Annotated in this window: 16 protein-coding genes; 6 read left to right on the top strand and 10 right to left on the bottom strand. The window is 64.7% G+C overall.

Features of this window, described 5'->3' with window-relative positions:
* Positions 1 to 105: 105 nt before the first annotated feature.
* Positions 106 to 2784 carry a LuxR C-terminal-related transcriptional regulator gene (locus H2052_RS10685; RefSeq protein ID WP_293781428.1) on the top strand — a complete coding sequence of 893 codons (2679 nt, stop codon included), beginning with the start codon at positions 106 to 108 and terminating at the stop codon, positions 2782 to 2784.
* Between the two features lie 59 nt (positions 2785 to 2843).
* Positions 2844 to 3440 carry an FMN-binding negative transcriptional regulator gene (locus tag H2052_RS10680; protein WP_293781426.1) on the top strand — a complete coding sequence of 199 codons (597 nt, stop codon included), beginning with the start codon at positions 2844 to 2846 and terminating at the stop codon, positions 3438 to 3440.
* Here H2052_RS10680 and H2052_RS10675 read toward each other — a convergent pair.
* Complete coding sequence (locus tag H2052_RS10675; protein WP_293781424.1) at positions 3421 to 4617, bottom strand: CoA transferase; 1197 nt, start codon at positions 4615 to 4617, stop codon at positions 3421 to 3423. The genes H2052_RS10680 and H2052_RS10675 overlap by 20 nt on opposite strands.
* Before the next feature lie 79 nt (positions 4618 to 4696).
* Here H2052_RS10675 and H2052_RS10670 point away from each other — a divergent pair, with 79 nt between their 5' ends.
* The 4 genes from H2052_RS10670 to H2052_RS10655 all read left to right on the top strand — a co-directional run bounded on the left by H2052_RS10670 (position 4697) and on the right by H2052_RS10655 (position 9124).
* Positions 4697 to 6178, top strand: coding sequence for an aldehyde dehydrogenase (locus H2052_RS10670; RefSeq protein ID WP_293781421.1), 1482 nt, complete (start codon positions 4697 to 4699; stop codon positions 6176 to 6178).
* A 10-nt stretch (positions 6179 to 6188) separates the two neighbouring features.
* Positions 6189 to 6953: an SDR family oxidoreductase gene (locus H2052_RS10665; protein ID WP_293781418.1), complete on the top strand. Its 765-nt coding sequence runs from the start codon at positions 6189 to 6191 to the stop codon at positions 6951 to 6953.
* A gap of 79 nt (positions 6954 to 7032) precedes the next feature.
* Entirely contained in the window at positions 7033 to 7755 is a 723-nt protein-coding gene (locus tag H2052_RS10660) for an IclR family transcriptional regulator (RefSeq protein ID WP_293781415.1), read from the top strand.
* A 70-nt stretch (positions 7756 to 7825) separates the two neighbouring features.
* Positions 7826 to 9124: an MFS transporter gene (locus H2052_RS10655; RefSeq protein ID WP_293781412.1), complete on the top strand. Its 1299-nt coding sequence runs from the start codon at positions 7826 to 7828 to the stop codon at positions 9122 to 9124.
* Between the two features lie 31 nt (positions 9125 to 9155).
* Here H2052_RS10655 and H2052_RS10650 read toward each other — a convergent pair whose 3' ends face one another.
* The 9 genes from H2052_RS10650 to H2052_RS10610 all read right to left on the bottom strand — a co-directional run bounded on the left by H2052_RS10650 (position 9156) and on the right by H2052_RS10610 (position 17620).
* Entirely contained in the window at positions 9156 to 10028 is an 873-nt protein-coding gene (locus tag H2052_RS10650) for an alpha/beta hydrolase-fold protein (RefSeq protein WP_293781409.1), read from the bottom strand.
* Positions 10029 to 10040: 12 nt separating this feature from the next.
* Positions 10041 to 11228 (bottom strand): FAD-dependent oxidoreductase, encoded by a 1188-nt coding sequence (locus H2052_RS10645; RefSeq protein WP_293781406.1) that lies wholly within the window; start codon positions 11226 to 11228, stop codon positions 10041 to 10043.
* Between the two features lie 287 nt (positions 11229 to 11515).
* Positions 11516 to 11980, bottom strand: a complete 465-nt coding sequence (locus H2052_RS10640; RefSeq protein WP_293781403.1) for a MarR family transcriptional regulator — start codon at positions 11978 to 11980, stop codon at positions 11516 to 11518.
* Between the two features lie 11 nt (positions 11981 to 11991).
* A complete protein-coding gene (locus H2052_RS10635) occupies positions 11992 to 12471 on the bottom strand; it encodes an aromatic-ring-hydroxylating dioxygenase subunit beta (RefSeq protein WP_293781400.1) in 480 nt (159 codons plus the stop codon).
* Complete coding sequence (locus H2052_RS10630) at positions 12468 to 13760, bottom strand: aromatic ring-hydroxylating dioxygenase subunit alpha (RefSeq protein WP_293781397.1); 1293 nt, start codon at positions 13758 to 13760, stop codon at positions 12468 to 12470. The genes H2052_RS10635 and H2052_RS10630 overlap by 4 nt, the downstream gene beginning before the upstream one ends.
* 24 nt (positions 13761 to 13784) lie before the next feature.
* Entirely contained in the window at positions 13785 to 14513 is a 729-nt protein-coding gene (locus tag H2052_RS10625) for an SDR family oxidoreductase (protein WP_293781394.1), read from the bottom strand.
* The gene (locus tag H2052_RS10620; RefSeq protein WP_293781391.1) at positions 14506 to 14835 is read right to left on the bottom strand and encodes a zinc ribbon domain-containing protein; all 330 of its coding nucleotides are present in this window, start codon (positions 14833 to 14835) and stop codon (positions 14506 to 14508) included. The genes H2052_RS10625 and H2052_RS10620 overlap by 8 nt, the downstream gene beginning before the upstream one ends.
* On the bottom strand, positions 14832 to 16004 hold the full coding sequence (locus tag H2052_RS10615; protein WP_293781388.1) for a thiolase family protein: 1173 nt from the start codon (positions 16002 to 16004) through the stop codon (positions 14832 to 14834). Before H2052_RS10615 ends, H2052_RS10620 begins: the two co-directional genes overlap by 4 nt.
* Entirely contained in the window at positions 16001 to 17620 is a 1620-nt protein-coding gene (locus tag H2052_RS10610; RefSeq protein WP_293781385.1) for an AMP-binding protein, read from the bottom strand. The genes H2052_RS10615 and H2052_RS10610 overlap by 4 nt, the downstream gene beginning before the upstream one ends.
* Positions 17621 to 17675 lie beyond the last annotated feature (55 nt).

Genomic DNA, 17675 nt, shown 5'->3' with positions numbered 1-17675 from the left:
GCGGCTACCGTGCACAAGCGTCCCGCCCGGTTGCCAGGCCCGCGCTCAACCCGTAACTTCGGCTCATTCGGTAGAATGAAATCACGCGCGCGAGGTCGGGGCCCCATGCTGGATGTGATTGCCGCCAAATTCGATCCGCCGATTTGGATGGGCGAGCAGATTCACCGCGGCCTTCTGCTGCGCCAGCTGAACCATGCGCTGTCCCATCGTCTCACGCTCGTCCACGCGCCCGCCGGTTATGGCAAGACCAGCCTGCTTGCGCAGTGGCGCGATAGTCTGCCGCCAGCTGCGGCGCAGGTGGCCTGGCTGACGCTGGAACGCGATGACCGGGATTTGAAGCGTCTGGTGCGCTACCTCTTGATCGCGATCCACGGCGACGCTCAGGACGGAGGCCAGAAAAGCTCCTCGCCGGATTTGCCGCCACGTGCCGCGCTCTCGGCGATCATCAACGGGCTCGCGGGTCGTTCGAACCCCTTCGTGCTGATCCTCGACGACCTTCACCACGCCGACAGCGAACCGGTGGCGGCGTTCCTGCAATCGCTGATCCGGCTTGCGCCCGCCAACTGTCACTTCGTTTTCGCATCGCGCGACTATCCCCGGCTCGGCCAGTCTGTGCTCGCGGCCGAAGAGCAGGTGCTCGAAATCACGGCGCACCAGCTGAAATTCTCGCTCGCCGAGACGGAAAGTCTGCTGGCGCGCACCGACGAGCCACTGAGATCTTCCGATATCGAAACCATTCTGGACCGGACCGAAGGCTGGCCGATCGCCGTGCAACTGGCATCGCTTTCGCTGAAGCGCGGCGCGGACGCAGGACGGGTGATCGATGAATATTGCGGGTCCAGCACCGATCTTGCGCGCTATCTTTCCGAGCAGGTGCTGATGACTCTGCCGCAGGACACGCGGGAGATCGTGATCCGCACCGCGCTGCTCGACCGTCTGACAGGCGGAATGGTCGATCTGCTGTGCGATCGCGAGGACGGCTGGCTGGTGCTGGAGCGGCTGGAGCAGCAGGGCGTCTTTCTGGCGCCGGTGACGTGGGAACGACGCGAGTATCGTTATCACCAGCTGTTCGCCGAATATCTGCGCGACCGCTTCGAGCGATCCGATCGCGCCGGCTATTCCGCCCTTCAGCGGCGGATCGCGCAGTGGTTCGCTGAGCGCGGCATGGTGGCCGACGCCGTGAACCACGCGATTCTCGCGTCGGATGATGTGCTGTTGGCCGGGATTATCGAGGAGGCCGGGGGATGGCGGTTGATACCGCAGGGCTTGCAGGGCGTCGTCGAGCGCGGCCTTTCGAAATTGCCGGCCGCGCTCATCCGCGCGCGTCCTGGCCTCGCGCTCGCGCAGGTGTATCTCCAGATCAAGCTGGGTGAACTGGGCGCGGCGCGCGCAGAGTATGACCGCCTCGCCGACGAAGCCGAAAAGGCCGAGCTTTCCGCCGCTATCCGCATCGAAATGCAGGTCGTGGGCGATACGCTCACCGACTACGAGAACCAGCCGATGGCGTTCGAGGATCTACTCGCGCGCGAGGCGCTTTTGCGCAAGTTCCCGGCGAACGATCATCTGGTCCTCGCCAACATCTCCGAAACACTGGGCGCCAAATATTTCGAGGGCGGCTGGTTGGAACGCGCGTTGCAGCCGACGCTCGCCGCGCGCGAACATTATCAGTCCTGCGGATCGCTCTACAGCGATCTCTTCACCCGCTTCCTCGAAGCGCGGATCAAGCGCGCGCAGGGACGATCGAAGGAGGCGGGAACGATCCTGCAGGCGGCTTGGCAGGCCATTGTAGAGAATTTCGGTAGCCGGTCCGACCTTGCCGCGAATTGCGCGGCGTTTCAGGCGGAACTGCTCTACGAGCAGGACCGCGTTGCCGAGGCGCGCGAACTGCTGTCGTGGGCGCTGCCGCACATGGAGCAGTCGGATGGCTGGGTCGATGTCTACGCGGTGGCCTATTTCACGGAAGCAGGCGCGCTGGCGGGCGAGGGCGCGTTCGACGAGGCATGCGATGTCGTGGCGCGGGCGCGGCGCGTGGCAGGGCGTCGGCGCCTGCTGCAACTCGAGCAGCTCGCGGACATTTGCGAAATCGATCTGAAGGTTTCTCAAGGGTTCCTGTCCGCGGCCGGGACGATCGATCTCGATCGCTATGCCGACATGATGACGGAGGAGTCTCCTCAGTACCGCCCCGTTGCCGTGGCGGCATCCCTCTGCAGGGTGCGGCTTCGCCTGCTCACCGGTGCGCACGAAGCTGCGCTGGAAGAACTCACGCGCTTGCGGGCTTGGGCGGATCAGCGCGGCGCGGGGCGGCTTCTGGTCGATGTCAACATCCTGGCCGCGGCGGCGATGCGCGGTCAGGGCGCGATCGATGATGCGCGCAACTGTTTCGACGAGGCGGTCAGTATTGCGATGTTTCAGGATATCGTCCGGCCGTTCGTGGACGCGCGGCAGTTTGTTGGGCCTTGCCTTGAAGATGCGATGCGCGCCGACACACAGGTGGATCGCTTCCGCGCCCAGTTCCTGAAAACGCTGGCAAAATCTCTCGCATCCTGCCGTAACACCGTGACGGGGCAGGGGCCGTTCACCGAGGCGGAGGCCGAGGTGCTGCTGTATCTGAGCCAGGGCCATTCGAACAAGGAGATCGCGCGGCTGATCGGCATGTCGCCCGATACCGTAAAATACCGGCTGAAATCGGTGTTTCGCAAAATCGGCGTTGCCAAGCGCCGTGATGCCGTTCGCATCGCCGCCGAGCGCGGCCTCGTTTCAGGGCAGCCTGCGCCCCCCAATTGAAGCCCTGCACTGCAGAGATTATTGGCTCCTCGCGAGCGGAAACGATGGAGCAATATTCAGTGTCGATATTCGAACAATTTGCTTGCGACGATGTGCGTGCGCTGATCGAGGCCTATCCGCTCGCGTGGGTCTGCAGCGGCGGGGCCGATATGGAGGCAAGTTTGTTGCCGCTTGTCGGTGTTTTCGGCGAGGATGGAAGCCTCGTTGAATTGATTGGTCACATGGGACGGGCCAATCCCCTTCATGCCGCATTGGCCGCTGATCCCCGCGCGACGATTTTGTTCAAGGGACCGGACGCTTATGTGAGCCCTGAACACGCTGGCCGCCGCAACTGGGGGCCGACGTGGAATTATGCACAGCTGAAAATCGGCGCTGAGATCACGTTCGACCCGACCTTCACGGCAGCCTCGCTGCAGATTCTGCTCGAAGCGGTGGAAACGGGTCGGCCGCAGCCGTGGAATGTCGATGCACTGGGGACGCGCTACGAGACCATGCTGGCCCAGATCATCGGCTTCCGGGCGCGCGTGACGTCGCTGTCGGGACGGTTCAAGCTCGGGCAGGACGAGGCGCCGGAAACGTTGCAATCCATTCTGGGGGCGCTTCCCGATGCAGCGACGACGGCGTGGATGCGCCGCTTCAATCCGGGACGCTATTGACGACGCCCATCGCGATCAGCGCATCGATGTCGCTTTCCCGCATTCCGGTTTCGCGTAGGATAGCCCGGCTATCTTCTCCAAGACCGTGCGGCGCCCTGTCGGGCTGGGGTTCGAAGCCGTGGAACAGCACGGCTTGTGGCAGGCTACGGACAATGCCTTCGGGATAACCATCAGGAACATCGAAAAAGCCGACCTGGGTGAGGTGCGGGTCGGTGAGCAGGTCTTCGAGGCTGTTCACTTCCGAGCACGGCACGTCGCACTCCGAAAGCGCGGCAATCCATTGGGCGGTCGTGCGCGCGGCCATGCTTTCGGCGACGAGCGCGTAGAGCTCGTCGATATGCGCGGGGCGCTGCTGGGGATCGCGGAACCAGCCTTCTTCCGCTACATCTCCGCGGCCGATCTCCGACAGGAACGCGCGCCACTGGCGGTCCGTGTAGGGCAGCACTGCGATCCAGCCGTCGGCGCTGCGGAACGGACGGCGATTGGGTGAGAGCACGCGGGGATAGCCCACGGCGCCCCCCGACTCAAACGTTGCAGCTGCCAGATGCTCGTTGAGAAGAAACGCGGCCAGCGCCTCGAACATTGGCACCTCGACCTTGATCGCCCCCTCGCGGCCGTTCGCGCGGGCGAGGAGCGCGGCAAGGATCCCATAGACCGCGTGAAGCGCGGCGATTTTGTCGGCGAGAATGGTGGGGACGAAGCGCGGGTCGCCGCCCGTTGCCGTGCCGAGGCCCGCGATGCCGCTTACCGCCTGTATGATGTCGTCGAAGGCCGGGCGATCACGATACGGGCCGCGCTGGCCGAAGCCGACGGCGGCGCAGTGGACGATGCGCGGATTGATCGCCGCCACGGCCTCGAAGCCAAGGCCGAGACGGTCGGCGGCGTCGATGCGCATGTTGTGGAAAAGAACGTCTGCGGTTTTCAGCAGCTCCGCGAAGGTCGCGCGGCCCTCGGCGGCCTTCAGGTCGATCGCTAGCATCCGCTTGTTGCGGTTGTTGTTCACGAAAAGCGCGCCGCCGCCTTCGCCGCGCGGATGGGCATGGCGGGCGATATCGCCTTCCATGGGCTCGACCTTGATGACGTCGGCGCCGAGGTCCGCGAGCAACTGACCCGCATAGGGGCCGAGCACCACGGCGCCCACCTCGATTACCCGTATTCCTTCCAGCAATGCCAGCATCGTTCGCGTCTCCGTCTTGACTTCTATTCCCAAAGAGAGACAAAAATGTCCACAAATAGAAATTATTTGAGGAGTCGCGATGTCGACCGGTTTCCGTTTCGATCGTCTTTTCATTGGCGGCGCGTGGGTCGCCCCGCTCGATGGGGGCGTGCGGCCGAGCATCGATCCGGCGACGGGCCAGCCGTGGGGTGACGTGGCTTACGGCGGCGCGCGCGACATCGATGCGGCGGTCGCGGCGGCGAAGGCGGCGTTCGAGGGGCCGTGGCGGAAGATGCCGCCGTGGGAGCGCGCGGCGCTCTTGCGCAAATTCGCGGACCTCTATGCAACGCGCGTCGGTGCGCTCGCCGAGGTCGAAACGCGCGACAACGGACGCGCCGTGCGCGAATCGCGCGGCGATATCGGGTTGCACGCGCAATATTATCATTGGTTCGCCTCGCTCGCCGACAAGCTCGGTGGGCGCACCATTCCGATGGACGACAGCGTTCACGCCTTCACCACGCGCCATCCCGTGGGCGTGGTCGGCGCGATCACGCCGTGGAACGTGCCGCTGATGGCGGCGGCGTGGAAACTCGGGCCAGCGCTCGCGGCGGGCTGCACGGTGGTGCTGAAGCCCGCCGAGCAAACTCCGGCCTCATCGCTGGCGCTGGCGCATCTGTTCGAAGAGGCAGGGTTTCCGCCCGGCGTCGTCAACGTTGTGCCGGGTGACGGCCCGGTCGCTGGTGCGCGTCTGGTGGAACATCCCGATGTCGCGAAGATCAGCTTCACGGGCGAGGGGACGACGGCGAAGACCATCCTGAAAGCGGGCGCGGACACGCTGACGCGCTGCACCTTCGAACTGGGCGGCAAGGCCCCCCATATCCTCTTTGCCGACGCTGATCTCGATCAGGCGCTAAACGCGGCGACCGGCTCGGCATGGGCGCTCTGCGGCCAGAGCTGCGCACTCGGCAGCCGCGTCCTCGTTGAGCGGCCTGTCTACGACAGGGTCGTCGAGGCGTTCCGCGAGCGCGCCGCGCGCGTGCGTGTCGGAATGCCGCTCGACCCCGCTACGCACATGGGCCCGCAGGCGCATCAGCAGCAGCTCGAAAAGACGCTCTCCTACGTCGCGATCGGCCGCGCGGAGGGCGCCGAACTGGTAACGGGCGGCGCGCGCATCGATCGCGACGGTCTCGCCGGCGGCTATTTCGTCGAGCCGAGCGTGTTCGCGGGGGTCTCGGCGGACATGCGGATCGCGCAGGAGGAAATCTTCGGGCCGGTGGCCGCGATCATCCCGTTCGACGGTGAGGAGGAGGCAGTCTCCATCGCCAATTCGACGCCCTACGGGCTCGCCGCAGGGCTGTGGACACGAGACACGGGCCGCGCGCACCGTGTCGCCGCGCGGATCGAGGCGGGCATGGTGTGGGTGAACACCTACCGCTACATCCGCTGGTCGACGCCCTACGGCGGCGTCAAGGCGAGCGGCTGGGGCCGCGAGAACGGTATCGAGGGACTCGATCCGTTCCTTGAAACCAAGACCACGATCGTTTCGACCACCGGCACCTTCGCCGATCCCTTCGCAAACTGAGGACAAGACCATGCGCCTTTCGGGCAAGCTCGCCATCGTCACCGCCGCAGCATCGGGCATGGGCCGCGCCGGCGTGGAGCGTTTCGTGCGCGAAGGCGCGCGCGTTGCCGCCATCGATATCAACCCGGATGCGCTTGCGGCGCTCGTTCACGAGTTCGGGGAGAGCCGGGTGACACCGGTCGCCGCCGATCTCTCCACGCCCGAAGGTGCGACCGACAGCATCGACCGCGCCGTCGCGGCGCTGGGCGGCGCGGATATTCTGTGGGCACATGCCGGAATGCCCGGGCCGGCATCGGTCGAAAACCTCGATCTTGCCGCCTATGACAAGGCGATCGCGCTCAACGTCACCGCAGCGGCCTTGGGTGCCGGACAAGTGGCGCCGCACATGCGCGCGCGCGGCGGCGGTGCGATCGTGTTCACATCCTCGATCTCCGGCCTCGTCGGATCGATGATGAGCCCGATCTATTCCGCCGCGAAGTGGGGCGTCGTCGGGCTCGGCAAAAGCCTCGCGCTCGCCTTCGCGCCCGACAATATCCGCGTCAACGTCGTTTGCCCCGGCCTTGCCGATACGCCGATGAAGGTCGGCTTCACGGGCCGCAGCGGCGATCCGGCGGAAGCTGCGGCGAATGAGGCGAAGATCGTCTCGGCGGTGCCGATGGGCAGGCTCGTTAAGCCGGGCGAGGTGGCAGACGCGGTGCTCTGGATGGTCTCCGACGAGGCGAGCTTCGTCACCGGCGTCGCCTTGCCGGTCGACGGCGGCTTCACGGCACGGTGACGCGAGGTGCTTGCAGCTTTTCCGGGCGCGCCGCTTCGGCCATACGGGAGGCTGCAATACCCTTCAGGCGAAAACCAACATGATCGTGCGGCAAGCAGCCAATGTGCTGGAAATCCTCGAATATTTCGCGAAGCGGCTGAAGCCGGCGACCCCCGCCGAGATGGCCGTGGATCTCGGCTGGCCGCGTTCGAGCACGTTCAAGCTGGTGGGTACGCTCGCCGCCAAAGGCTATCTCTACGAACCGCGCGGTCGCGGCAGCTATTATCCCAGTCCCCGCTGGCTGGTGCTCGCGGAAGCGGTGACGCGGGCAGAGCCGCTGCCCGAACGCTTCCAGCGGCTGGCCCGCGATCTGATGGAAGCCACCGGAGAGACGGCGGCGATCTCGGCGCCAGCAGGCATCTTCGCAACCTTCGTGGATGTCGCGGAGTCGCGTCAGCCGGTGCGCTATTTCGCAAGCGTCGGCGACCGGGTGCCGATCCATGCCAGTTCGGCGGGGCGTGCACTTCTCGCGCAGCTGAGCCCGGACGAACGCGAGCGCCTGTATCGCAAGATCGATTTTACCGCGTATTCGCCCGCCACGCCCACCACGCCGCAGGCGGTGGAAGCGAAGCTGGCACGCGCCGCCGAACGCGGCTGGCACCAGAGCAACGCCGAATACACGCCCGATCTTGCGGGTGTGGCCCTGCCTTTGCCGGGCAGCGACCGGCGCTTGTCCGTGGTGGTGGTCGGGCCGGTGTCGCGCTGCCTGGAGCGGCGTCCCGAAATGGCGGCGATCGTCGCAAGGCATCTGGCGACGCTGTAGCCTGCGTATCCAGATTCAATGAAGAGTCCGGGCGGCCCATCCGGCGCGCGTTCGGCGGGGGAGGGGCAGCATGAACAATGACCCAAGGGCGGTGCTTGCAGCCTCGCCAATGCGTCCGGCGCAGATTGTTGTCGTGGCGCTGTGCATCGCGCTCAACGCGCTCGACGGGTTCGACGTGCTCGCGATCAGTTTCGCGGCGCCCGGCATCGCGGCTGAGTGGGGTGTGGATAGAGCGACGCTGGGCGTGGTCCTGTCGATGGAACTGTTCGGCATGGCGGCAGGCTCCGTGCTCATCGGCAACATCGCCGACAGGATCGGGCGGCGGCCGACGATACTTTCCTGCCTGATCGTGATGACGCTCGGCATGGCCGCGGCGCTCTACGCGAACGACGTGATGACGCTTTCTGCGGTGCGATTTCTAACGGGCATCGGCATCGGTGGCATGCTCTCGTCGACGAGCGCAATGGTCGCCGAGTTCTCCAATGATCGCCGGCGCGGTCTCAGCATGGTGCTGAACATCGCGGGCTATTCGGTCGGCGCCATTTCGGGCGGACTGGTGGCTTCCGGATTGCTGGCGACGACGGGCGACTGGCGATCCGTCTTCATGCTCGGTACGGCGGCAACGGCCGCGTTAATTCCACTGGTGGTTTTCTTTTTGCCGGAATCGATCGAATCGCTGATTGCGCGGCGACCGGCAGGTGCGCTTGAAAGCGTCAATCAAATGCTCCGGAAACTTGGCCACGCGCCGGTCGATGCGCTGCCCGCGCCGCCGGAACAGGTCGTGAAGCCGTCCATCGCTTCGCTCTTTTCTCAGAACTATGCGCGCGTGACGATCCTGCTCACCACGGCCTATTTCGCGCAGATCCTGTTTTTCTATTACATCCAGAAATGGATTCCGAAGATCGTCGTCGATCTCGGCTTCGATGCGGCGGAGGCGGGCCGCGTGCTCGTCGCGGCCAATGTCGGAAATCTGGCGGGTGCCCTGGTCATCGGTCTCGCGAGCCAGCGTTTCAACCTGCGCCCCCTCGTTGCCGGTGCGATGCTGGCCGGGTTTCTCGCGATCGGGGCTTTCGGCCTCGTCGGCGCTGATCTCACGCGGCTTTCGATCACGGCTGCCGTGGCGGCATTCTTCGTCAATGCCGGGGTTGTCGGCATGTACCCGATCTTCGCCCAGACCTATCCGGCGGCGCTGCGCGCCAGCGGAACCGGGTTCGTGATCGGCGTCGGGCGCGGCGGCTCTGCACTGGGGCCGGTCGTCGCGGGTGCGTTGTTTGCCGGTGGGAATAGTCTGCTGATCGTTTCGCTGCTGATGGGCGTCGGCGGGTTGATCGCGGCGGCGATGATATGCCTGCTGCCGCGCGCGCGCTGAAAACAACACGCAGCCGACACCCTGACCGCGCTCAGCGGATTTCGAACGCGAATCTCAGCACATCGGTTACGGACCGTGCGGGCACGCTCATGTGGCCTTCCTTCTCGTAGCGCGTGAAGCGAACACGCAGGCCGTGACCTGAAAGACGGTCAAGCCGGTCGGCGAGCGCGCGGGCGGGTTCGGGATCATCATCGACATCGCGGTCGCCCACGACGATCATCAGGCGACTCGTCTTGCCGATCTTGCCGCTGGTGAGCCGCGCAGTGAATTCCCGTTCCTCGGCCAGCACGCCCTGATCGTTCCATTCGATGGAAGGGCTCGCCGCGATGATCGAATGGAAGGCATCGGGTCGGGAATAGAGCGAATAGAGGCCGAACAGCCCGCCGAGCGAATGGCCGAACAGCGACTGCCGCTCGGGATCGATCTTGTAGCGCTTCCCGATTTCGGTGCGCAGCTTGCCGGTCAGGAAATCCAGGAATTCCTTGCGGCCTCCGCTTTTGTACGTCGCCAGCCATCGCCATTGCGTCGGCGGCGGATCGAGGAGTGGCGGCGTCAGGTCGCTGAGCCGTCTTACGTCATACGTCTTTTCGGTCGGGTAGCCGACGCCGACCACGATCGATTTCCCGACAGGGTAGAACTCTTGCAGGCGCCGCGCTTCGGCAAAGGAGGCGAAGCTCGCGTTGCCGTCCAGCACATAAAGCACGGGATAGCCGTCCGCCGGTGGTTCGCCTTCAATCGGGAAGGAGACGAATATCCGGTAAATCTCGCCCGTGTCGGCTTTCATGTCCCACATATGCGTGGACGGCATCGTATAGCCTGGGGGAGATGGCGTCGCCGCGGGGGCCGCGCTTGCGACCATGGCAGGGAACAAGAGCAGCGCTGCGACAGGGACAAGTTTGATCATTCGCATTCCCCTTCAGCCATGCGGCCGGTGTGCGCTCAAGGCAAGGTCCGGTTCGGTCTTGCCTTCCCCTAGCACATGCTCAGCCACATAGCGCCCGACGGCAGGCCCATGTTTGAAGCCGTGTCCGCTGCCGCCGCCCACGATCCATGTGTTTGCCCAAAGCGGGTGCCGGTCGATCAGCAGATGGCCGTTGTCGCTGTTTTCGTACTGGCAGACCCGTGTTTCCGCGAGCGGACGGTCGGCAAGATCGGGAAAGCGCCGCCGAAGGTAGTTCCGAACGTCGTGAATGCCCTGATCGGTCACCCGGCGGTCGTTGCGGTCCGGATCTGTCTTCGGGCCATGCTTGTCGAGCGCGATCTTGAAGCCGCGCGCTTCGATGTCTGGAAAGCCGTAATGAAGGTCCGCGCTGCTGACATCGACCCACGCCGGAAGGTTCGCATGTCCGAAGCGCGCGTCGCCGGCCTCAGGCGCGAAAAAGAACACCTCCTGGCGGGTCGGAACGATACGGTTGCCGATCACGTCCGGAAACATTGTGGGAAGCCATGGGCCGCAGGCGAAGACGTAGGAGTCTGCGCGCAGCGTCTCGACGCTGCCCGAGATCGAATTGAGCGCCGATCCCGTCGAACGTGGCGGATCGATGGCCAACGTCCGATAGGTTCCGCCCGCTTTCACGAACTCGGAAACGAGATTTTGAATACTCCTGCGCGCCATCAGCGCGCCCATCGTCGGTTGCATTACGCCCACCGCGATGCCGCTGAAATTGATCTGCGGCCAGCGCTTCGCCATTTCGGGCGCTGTCATTTTCTCGATCGGTATGCCGAGCCCGCGCTGGAGCGCAATGCTCTCGTCGATCTTCGCGCTATCCTGCGGGTACATGTAAAGCGCGCCCGTTTCGAGGAAGATCGGGCTTTCGTGGCGACGCGACAGGCCATGCCACTCTGCGAGCGATTCCCACGCCCAGCGCGTGTACAGCGCGTTGCCTGCGTACTCCGTGCGGATAAGGCGCGTCTCACCGCCGGACGATGACCGGCTATGCGCCGCGCCCCAGGCATCGACGAGCAGGACCTTCTGCCCCCTGCGCTGCAAATTCCAGGCTGTCCATGCCCCAAACACACCTGCGCCGATCACGATGACGTTCCATCGGTCGGAGTCCTGGGCGAGGGCACGGTCCGAAAACGCACCGGCGAAAACGCCTGTCAACGCCATTCCGCCGAGCATGTTGCGACGGGATACCGGAGCGTTCGCCAAACCGGTTCCGCATGTCGTCGGGCGGCGAGTCGTCATCTCTTCTCCCTCACTCCGGACAAGCCGTTGCCAAGGCGCCTGCGTTACAGTCTCCGCTGAGATCAAGGTGCTGTTTCGCAAAAGACCCACGTCTTTTGGAGCGCTTTTCATCAGCTTTTTCTAGTGCGCCAAGGGGTAAGAGCGATCACATTTAGGGTAAGGCAAGGCCTCGGGCTTTTTTGGGATCGAATCGGCGGCTCTCGTCAATCGTCGAGATTGCGGTTGAGTGTGCGCAGCGTTCGGTTAAGGCGCATCACGTCGTCGGCCGGCATCTTGCCGAAAGTGCGGGTGTAGAGGCTGTCCGCCACGGCCCACGCCTGCTGGCCGGCACGTTTTCCCGCGTCCGTAAGCTCGACTTCGGTGACCCGCCGGTCCGATGCGCTCTGCCGGCAGCGGACGAGGCCGTCGGTCTGCATTCGCTGGACGATCCGGGTCATCGTCGGCAGCTTGACGATGGCATTGTCGGCGATTTCACTGACGCTGAGCACCTTGTCGCCGCGCAGGCTCATCAGCACGCGCCAGCGCGGGATGTCGAGCCCGAGCGTCTTCAGGGCGATTTCCATCTCGTGGAGATAGCGGCCGGTGAACCGTGTCAGCCAGTAGAACGGCCACTGCTCGATATCGAATTCGCCGGAGGCGGAGATCGCGCTGGGCACCTGTTCTGTCATCGACCTGCCGGCTAGAGGTACAGGTTGATATCTCCGCGCGCGGCATCGCAGTCAAGCAGTTCCACCCGTTTCATCGCGATGCGAAAGGAATCGCCTTCCGTCACGAGACGATGGGTCACGAAGGCTTCGAAGCGTGTGGTACGGTCGCGTTGATATTCGGCGGCCATCAGCCGGGAGCTGACCGTGATCGTATTCGCCTCCGCATCGTGCGCATCGATCCGGGCGTTGGCGACGATGCGCCAGCCGCGTGGACCGCCTTGCAGCGAAAAGGCGCTGCTGTCGGCGAAGCGGCGGATACGGATTTCGCGGAGCAGCGCATTCTCATAGATGAGAGAGACGTGCTGCAGCGGATCGGTCTGCCCGGGCGCCGCCGGCATCCAGTAAATGCCGTCGGGGGTGAACAGCGCATCCCATGCGGCCCAGTCGCGCGCATCGAGCAGGCGTGCCTCATGGACGAGGAAATCCTCAACCTTCTGCAGATCGGCGTTCATGCGGCCTTCTCCATATAAGCGGCCCACGTCCGGTATTGGTTTCGAAACACGAGATCGCTCGTGCCCATTGCTGACCAGCCGCCATCCTCGTTCGGCTGTTCCTTGCCCATGTGGCGCTGCATGTTCACCCATTCCACTTTGTCCGTCATCAGGCCGGCCTGTATTCGCTGGTACGCCTCGTGATCGTCGGGTCCCACCAGATTGGCCGAGGAGTTGATCAGGTTGCAGTAGAGGATCGAGCGTTCCAGGAGTTCGTCCGGCGCGCCCTTCATGCGGAAGGTCCAGGATTCGACAAGCGTGCGGTCGACCGCGATCGGCTTGATCACGCGGATCGTCTGTATGGGGCCTTTCAGCGTCAGGCTGGGATAGACGATCGTGTTGTGGCGGTTCATCGAGAAGATTTCACGCGCGCGCGCTTCGCCGTAAGCGGCGTTCATCGCTTCGTTGTAGGCATCGATTTCCGAATAACGCGAATGGATGCTCACCGTGCCGCCCGAATAGCTGTGGCCGCCCGGGAAAGCGTGGATGCCCATGTCCTCGAAGAATTCGTAATTGCTCGTGAAGGGCCCCAGAATCTCGATCGCGGGTGGAAGCTTCTCACCCTTGCCGAAGTGCCGGTTGGCGACGCTGCGCGCGGTGCCGGAGGATGACATGTGCGTCACCATCGGGTGCATCAGGTCATTGAGGTTCTCGAGGAAAATCTTCCAGTTGCAGCGGTGCATGTAGCGCAGCACGCCGCCCGTTACCTCCAGTTCACCCTCGGGCGAGCGGTCCGCCATATTGTCGATGGAGGAATCGACACCCCTCAGCCATTCGCGGAACGGCGGGGCCTCGTCGGCAAGACAGGCGAAGACGAAACCGCGGTAGGAGGCGACGTTCGCCACGCGCGTCATGCTCGCATCCGGGCTGTTCTTGCTCATGCACGTGCCCTCGTATCCGTCGTCGAGCGGAATCGTCCGCACCGCGCCGTCGCGCTGGAAGATCCAGCCGTGGTAGGCGCAGCGGAACATGCGGGCATTGCCTTGCCCTTCGGGGACGACCTGCGCGCCCTTGTGCGGGCAGCGGTTGTAAAGCAGGTGCACTTCGCCCTTGTCGCGCACCATCAGCAGCGGCTGACGGGCGATCGAGGCGGTTATGAAATCGCCGTCGTTCGGCACCTGGCTTTCGTGGCCGACATAGATCCAGGTCGCGCCGAAGATGTTCTGCATCTCCAGCTCGAAGATCGCGGGATCAGTATAGACGCTGCGATGGACGCGGTCGTCTTCGACAAGGCCTGCTGTGATGGACATGGATGGTCCTCCCAATCAAAAAAATCAAAGCGTGATCGAACCGATGCTCGTGCCGCCGCAGACGAAGAGATTCTGGCCGGTGATGAAACCGGTATCGTCTCCCAGAAAGAACCGGACGGCGGCCGCGACATCTTCCGGGGTTCCCACCCGCCCCACGGGAATCGAAGCGGCGACATTGCGCTTGCGCTCCGATCCTTCGGGGATCAGTTCGTGGAACATGTCGGTTTCGATGGGGCCGGGCGACACGACGTTCACGGTGATGCCGTGACCGGCGAGTTCGAGCGCCCACGTGCGCGCCATGCCGATCATGCCGGCCTTGGTCGCGGCGTACGCCGTGCGGCCCTGAAGACCAAGCGCGCCGCGCGAAGAAATCATGACGATGCGGCCCGTACCGGCGGCTTTCATTCCGGGCAGCAGCGCCTGGCCGATGTGGATCGCCGCGCGAAGATGAAGATCCACGAGATGATCGAGATCATCATCCTTTACAGCGCCGAGCAGCGCGGGCCGGATCACCCCGGCATTGTGGACGAAACTGGTGATGCCCAACCCGGCGGCCTCCGCGCAGATGCGCGCAAGGTCGGCGGAGTCGGTGAGGTCGCCAACGAGCGTTTGAAATCGTTCGTGCGTGAAATCCGGCATCCGGCGCGATACGTTGATCACCCGAACGCCCTCTTCCAGAAGGCTTCGACTGATCGCGGCGCCGATCCCGGCATTGCCGCCCGTCACCAGGACCGTGTGCATCTGATCAGGCATCGGCTGGGTCTTTCTCTGCGGTGAAAACCTGGTGCTGTTCCGCATCGGCGGCAGCATGGAGTACGACGCGATCACCCGGCTGAACGCCGCGTCCGAGGAACGCGATCACGCGCACACCGGCATCGAGCGCGACCGCGCCAATACGAAGCGGGAGCGCGGTATCGGGCTCAAGCGACCGATGCAGCGTCGTCGCGGCGATCAAACGTCCCTGACCGTCATTTTCGGTGCGGACGAGCTCATCGCGCAGGCATGCGCGGCACAGATCGCGCTCGGGATATTGGTGCGTGCCGCACGCCGCGCAGGTCTGGAGGCGGATGCTCATGCCGCGCCCTCCAGGATCGCCGCGCCGCTCGCGAGGCAGCGGTCGTAGGTGACCATGCCGTAGCCGCTCGCGAGCGCGATGCGCGCGTCGGGCACCTGCCGCCCGATCGGCTGCCGCGTCACCTGGCGCAGCGCCTCCACGACCGGCAGGAAGCCGCCCGCCGCACCCGCCTGTCCGCAGGACAGTTGCCCGCCGCAGCTGTTGTGCGGAAAGTCGCCTTCCACGGTCAGGTCGCGCGCGCGCAGAAACGCCGGCGCCTCGCCCTTGCCGCAAAAGCCCAGATCCTCGATCTGCATGGCGACGATCACGGGATAATCGTCATAGGTTTGCAGGCAATCCACCGCGTTGGCGCCGAGGTCCGCCTGCGCGTACAGCGCATCGCGGTCCATCGCCCAGCCGCCCCGTTCGGCGACGGGGTCTTCAAAGAAAGCGTTGTGCCGTTCGATCGCCCCGCGAATATGCGCACGGCGCAGCCCAAGCGTGCGTGCGCGCGCGTCGCTCATCACCAGAAACGCCTCGGCGCCTGCGCAGGGCAGAACGCAGTCGAACAGATGGAGCGGTTCGGCGATCGGCGGCGCGGCGAGATAGTCGTCGAGGCTGAGCGGCTTCGCGCCGAGCAGCGCATTGGGATTGCCGCGCGCATTGGCGCGCTGGCTGACGGCAATCCGTCCGAAATCTGCACGCTCCGCCCCGAAACGGCGCATGTAATTGTCGGTGATGAGCGCGAACACGCCGTTGGGCCCGGCTGTGCCATAAGGATAAACGGCGGTGCTCGAAAAGCGGCTGAAGTCCCTCACGAGGTTTGAGAAACTGGCGCTCCCCGCCGTATCACCCGCTATGCAGGCGACGATATTCGCGTCGCCGTCCTGCACGGCGCGCGCAGCGCGGCGCAGCGCCATCACACCGCTCGCACCGCCCGTGGGCAGCCATTCGATCCAGCGCGGCGACATGTCGAAATGCTCGGTGAGCGCGATCGTCGTGTCGCTCCCCAGCGAAAAGGAGGAAACTGCAAGCCCGTCGATCGCGTCCTTGTCGAGCCCGCTCGCATCGAGAAGCGCGCGCAGCGCCGAACCGATGAACCAATGCGCGGGCCTGTCGCTGCGCCGAACGTAAGGGACCGTCACCGGAGAGGTGACGGCAACGCCCTGATAGTCGCGCGCGCCGCTCATGCCGCCTTTGGCCCGCGCTTCCGCGCGCGCATGTCGAAGGCCTTGCCCTTGGCGTGGAGTTCGCGGCCGAGCGACCGGATTTCGCCGCGTTGCAATTTCTGCGATGCCGTTGTCGGCAAATGATCGACGAATGCGATGTAGCCGGGCGCCTTGAAATAAGCGAGGCGTTCGAGGCAGTGGTTCACGAGATCGATCGCCAGCGCTTCGCCTGCCGCGCTTTCATCCGTCTGCACCAGTGCCATCACCTCTTCGCCGCGCAGTTCGTCCTCAATCGGAAGCACGGCGCAGGCGGCGACGGACGCGTGCTGCATCAACACGCCCTCCACCTCGACCGCCGCGATATTTTCGCCGCTGCGGCGCACGATGTTCTTGCTGCGATCGACGAAGAAGAAATTGCCCTCGGCATCGCGTTTCACGATGTCGCCGGTGTGGAACCAGCCGCCTTCCCACGCCACCTCGGTGGCCGCAGGATCGCGATAATAGCCGGAAAAGAAGTGGCGGCGCGGATCGTCGCCGCGCGCGCGGACGAGAAGCTCGCCCGGCACACCGTCCGGCACATCAGCGCCCGCGTCGTCGACAATGCGCACGTCGAGATGATCAGGCGCGCGACCGAAACAGCGCGTGCCGATGTGGCGCGGTTCGCGATTGGCGGTGATCCACGCGGCGGCGCCGGTTTCGGTCATCGCCCATGCCTCGATCAGCGGGAAGCCGAAGCGTTCCTCGAAGCGGGCATGGTGACGCGGATCGACGCCCGCGCCGAAACCGAACCGGACGTCGAGGCCGGCCGTTTCGTCGTCCCGCTGCAGCAGGATCGCGGGCATGACGCCCAGATAGTGAATCACGCTTGCACGCGTCTCGCGCACCGTGTCCCACCAGCGCGAGGCGTGGAAACGGTCGAGCTGGATCAGGCAACTTCCCGTCATCATCGCGGCCATGAAGCTGCACGCGAGCGCATTCATATGGTTGACCGGCAGCGGCGTCAGAATGCGGTCTTCGCCTTCGCGAAAAGCGCAATGTCCGCCGAGTGTCGCGTAAAAATGGCCCACCCATGTGAAATAGGCGTTGGAGAGGATGCACCCCTTGGGTTTCCCGGTCGTACCCGAGGTGAACAGCATCGCTGCCTCGCGGTCGGCGTCCGGCGTGTCGTCTTCGCGCGCGTCACGCACTGCGCTGGGGAGGTCGGCAAGCGATGGCTCCGCCACGGGCACATTTGTGCCGCTCAGCGTTTGTGTGTTTTCCAGCATGGCGCGATGCTTCGGCCAGGCCACGATGGCATCGAGATCGGCCGCCGCGACGATCGGCGCCATTTCTTCCGGGCGCATCGCGGTGTTGAGCGGCACGACGCTCGCGCCCAGCGCGTTCAGCGACAGAAAGTGCAGGAAAAAGGCAGGGTGGTTGTCGAGCGCGAGGCCGATGCGGTGGCCATTGCCGTATCCCTGTTTGCCGTAGGCAGCGCGGAGGGTTTCAACGGCTCCGGCGGCTTCCGCGAAGCTCTGCTCGAAGGGCAGGGGTTCGCAGATGGCATCTGCGGGGGCGTGAAGGAAGGGGCGCGCCGCCCAGCGCTGCGCCGCCGCCGCGAAGGTCAGATAGACCGAGGATCGCGCTTCGATCGCCACGGTATGAACTCCTCTCCCAAGTGCAACAAGGTTACCCCGAAAACTTGAATAATCA

Origin of the sequence: Sphingosinicella sp., from assembly GCF_013911755.1 — a bacterium.
Classification (GTDB): domain Bacteria; phylum Pseudomonadota; class Alphaproteobacteria; order Sphingomonadales; family Sphingomonadaceae; genus Sphingosinicella.
This window is presented reverse-complemented; position numbering and strand designations above follow the sequence as displayed.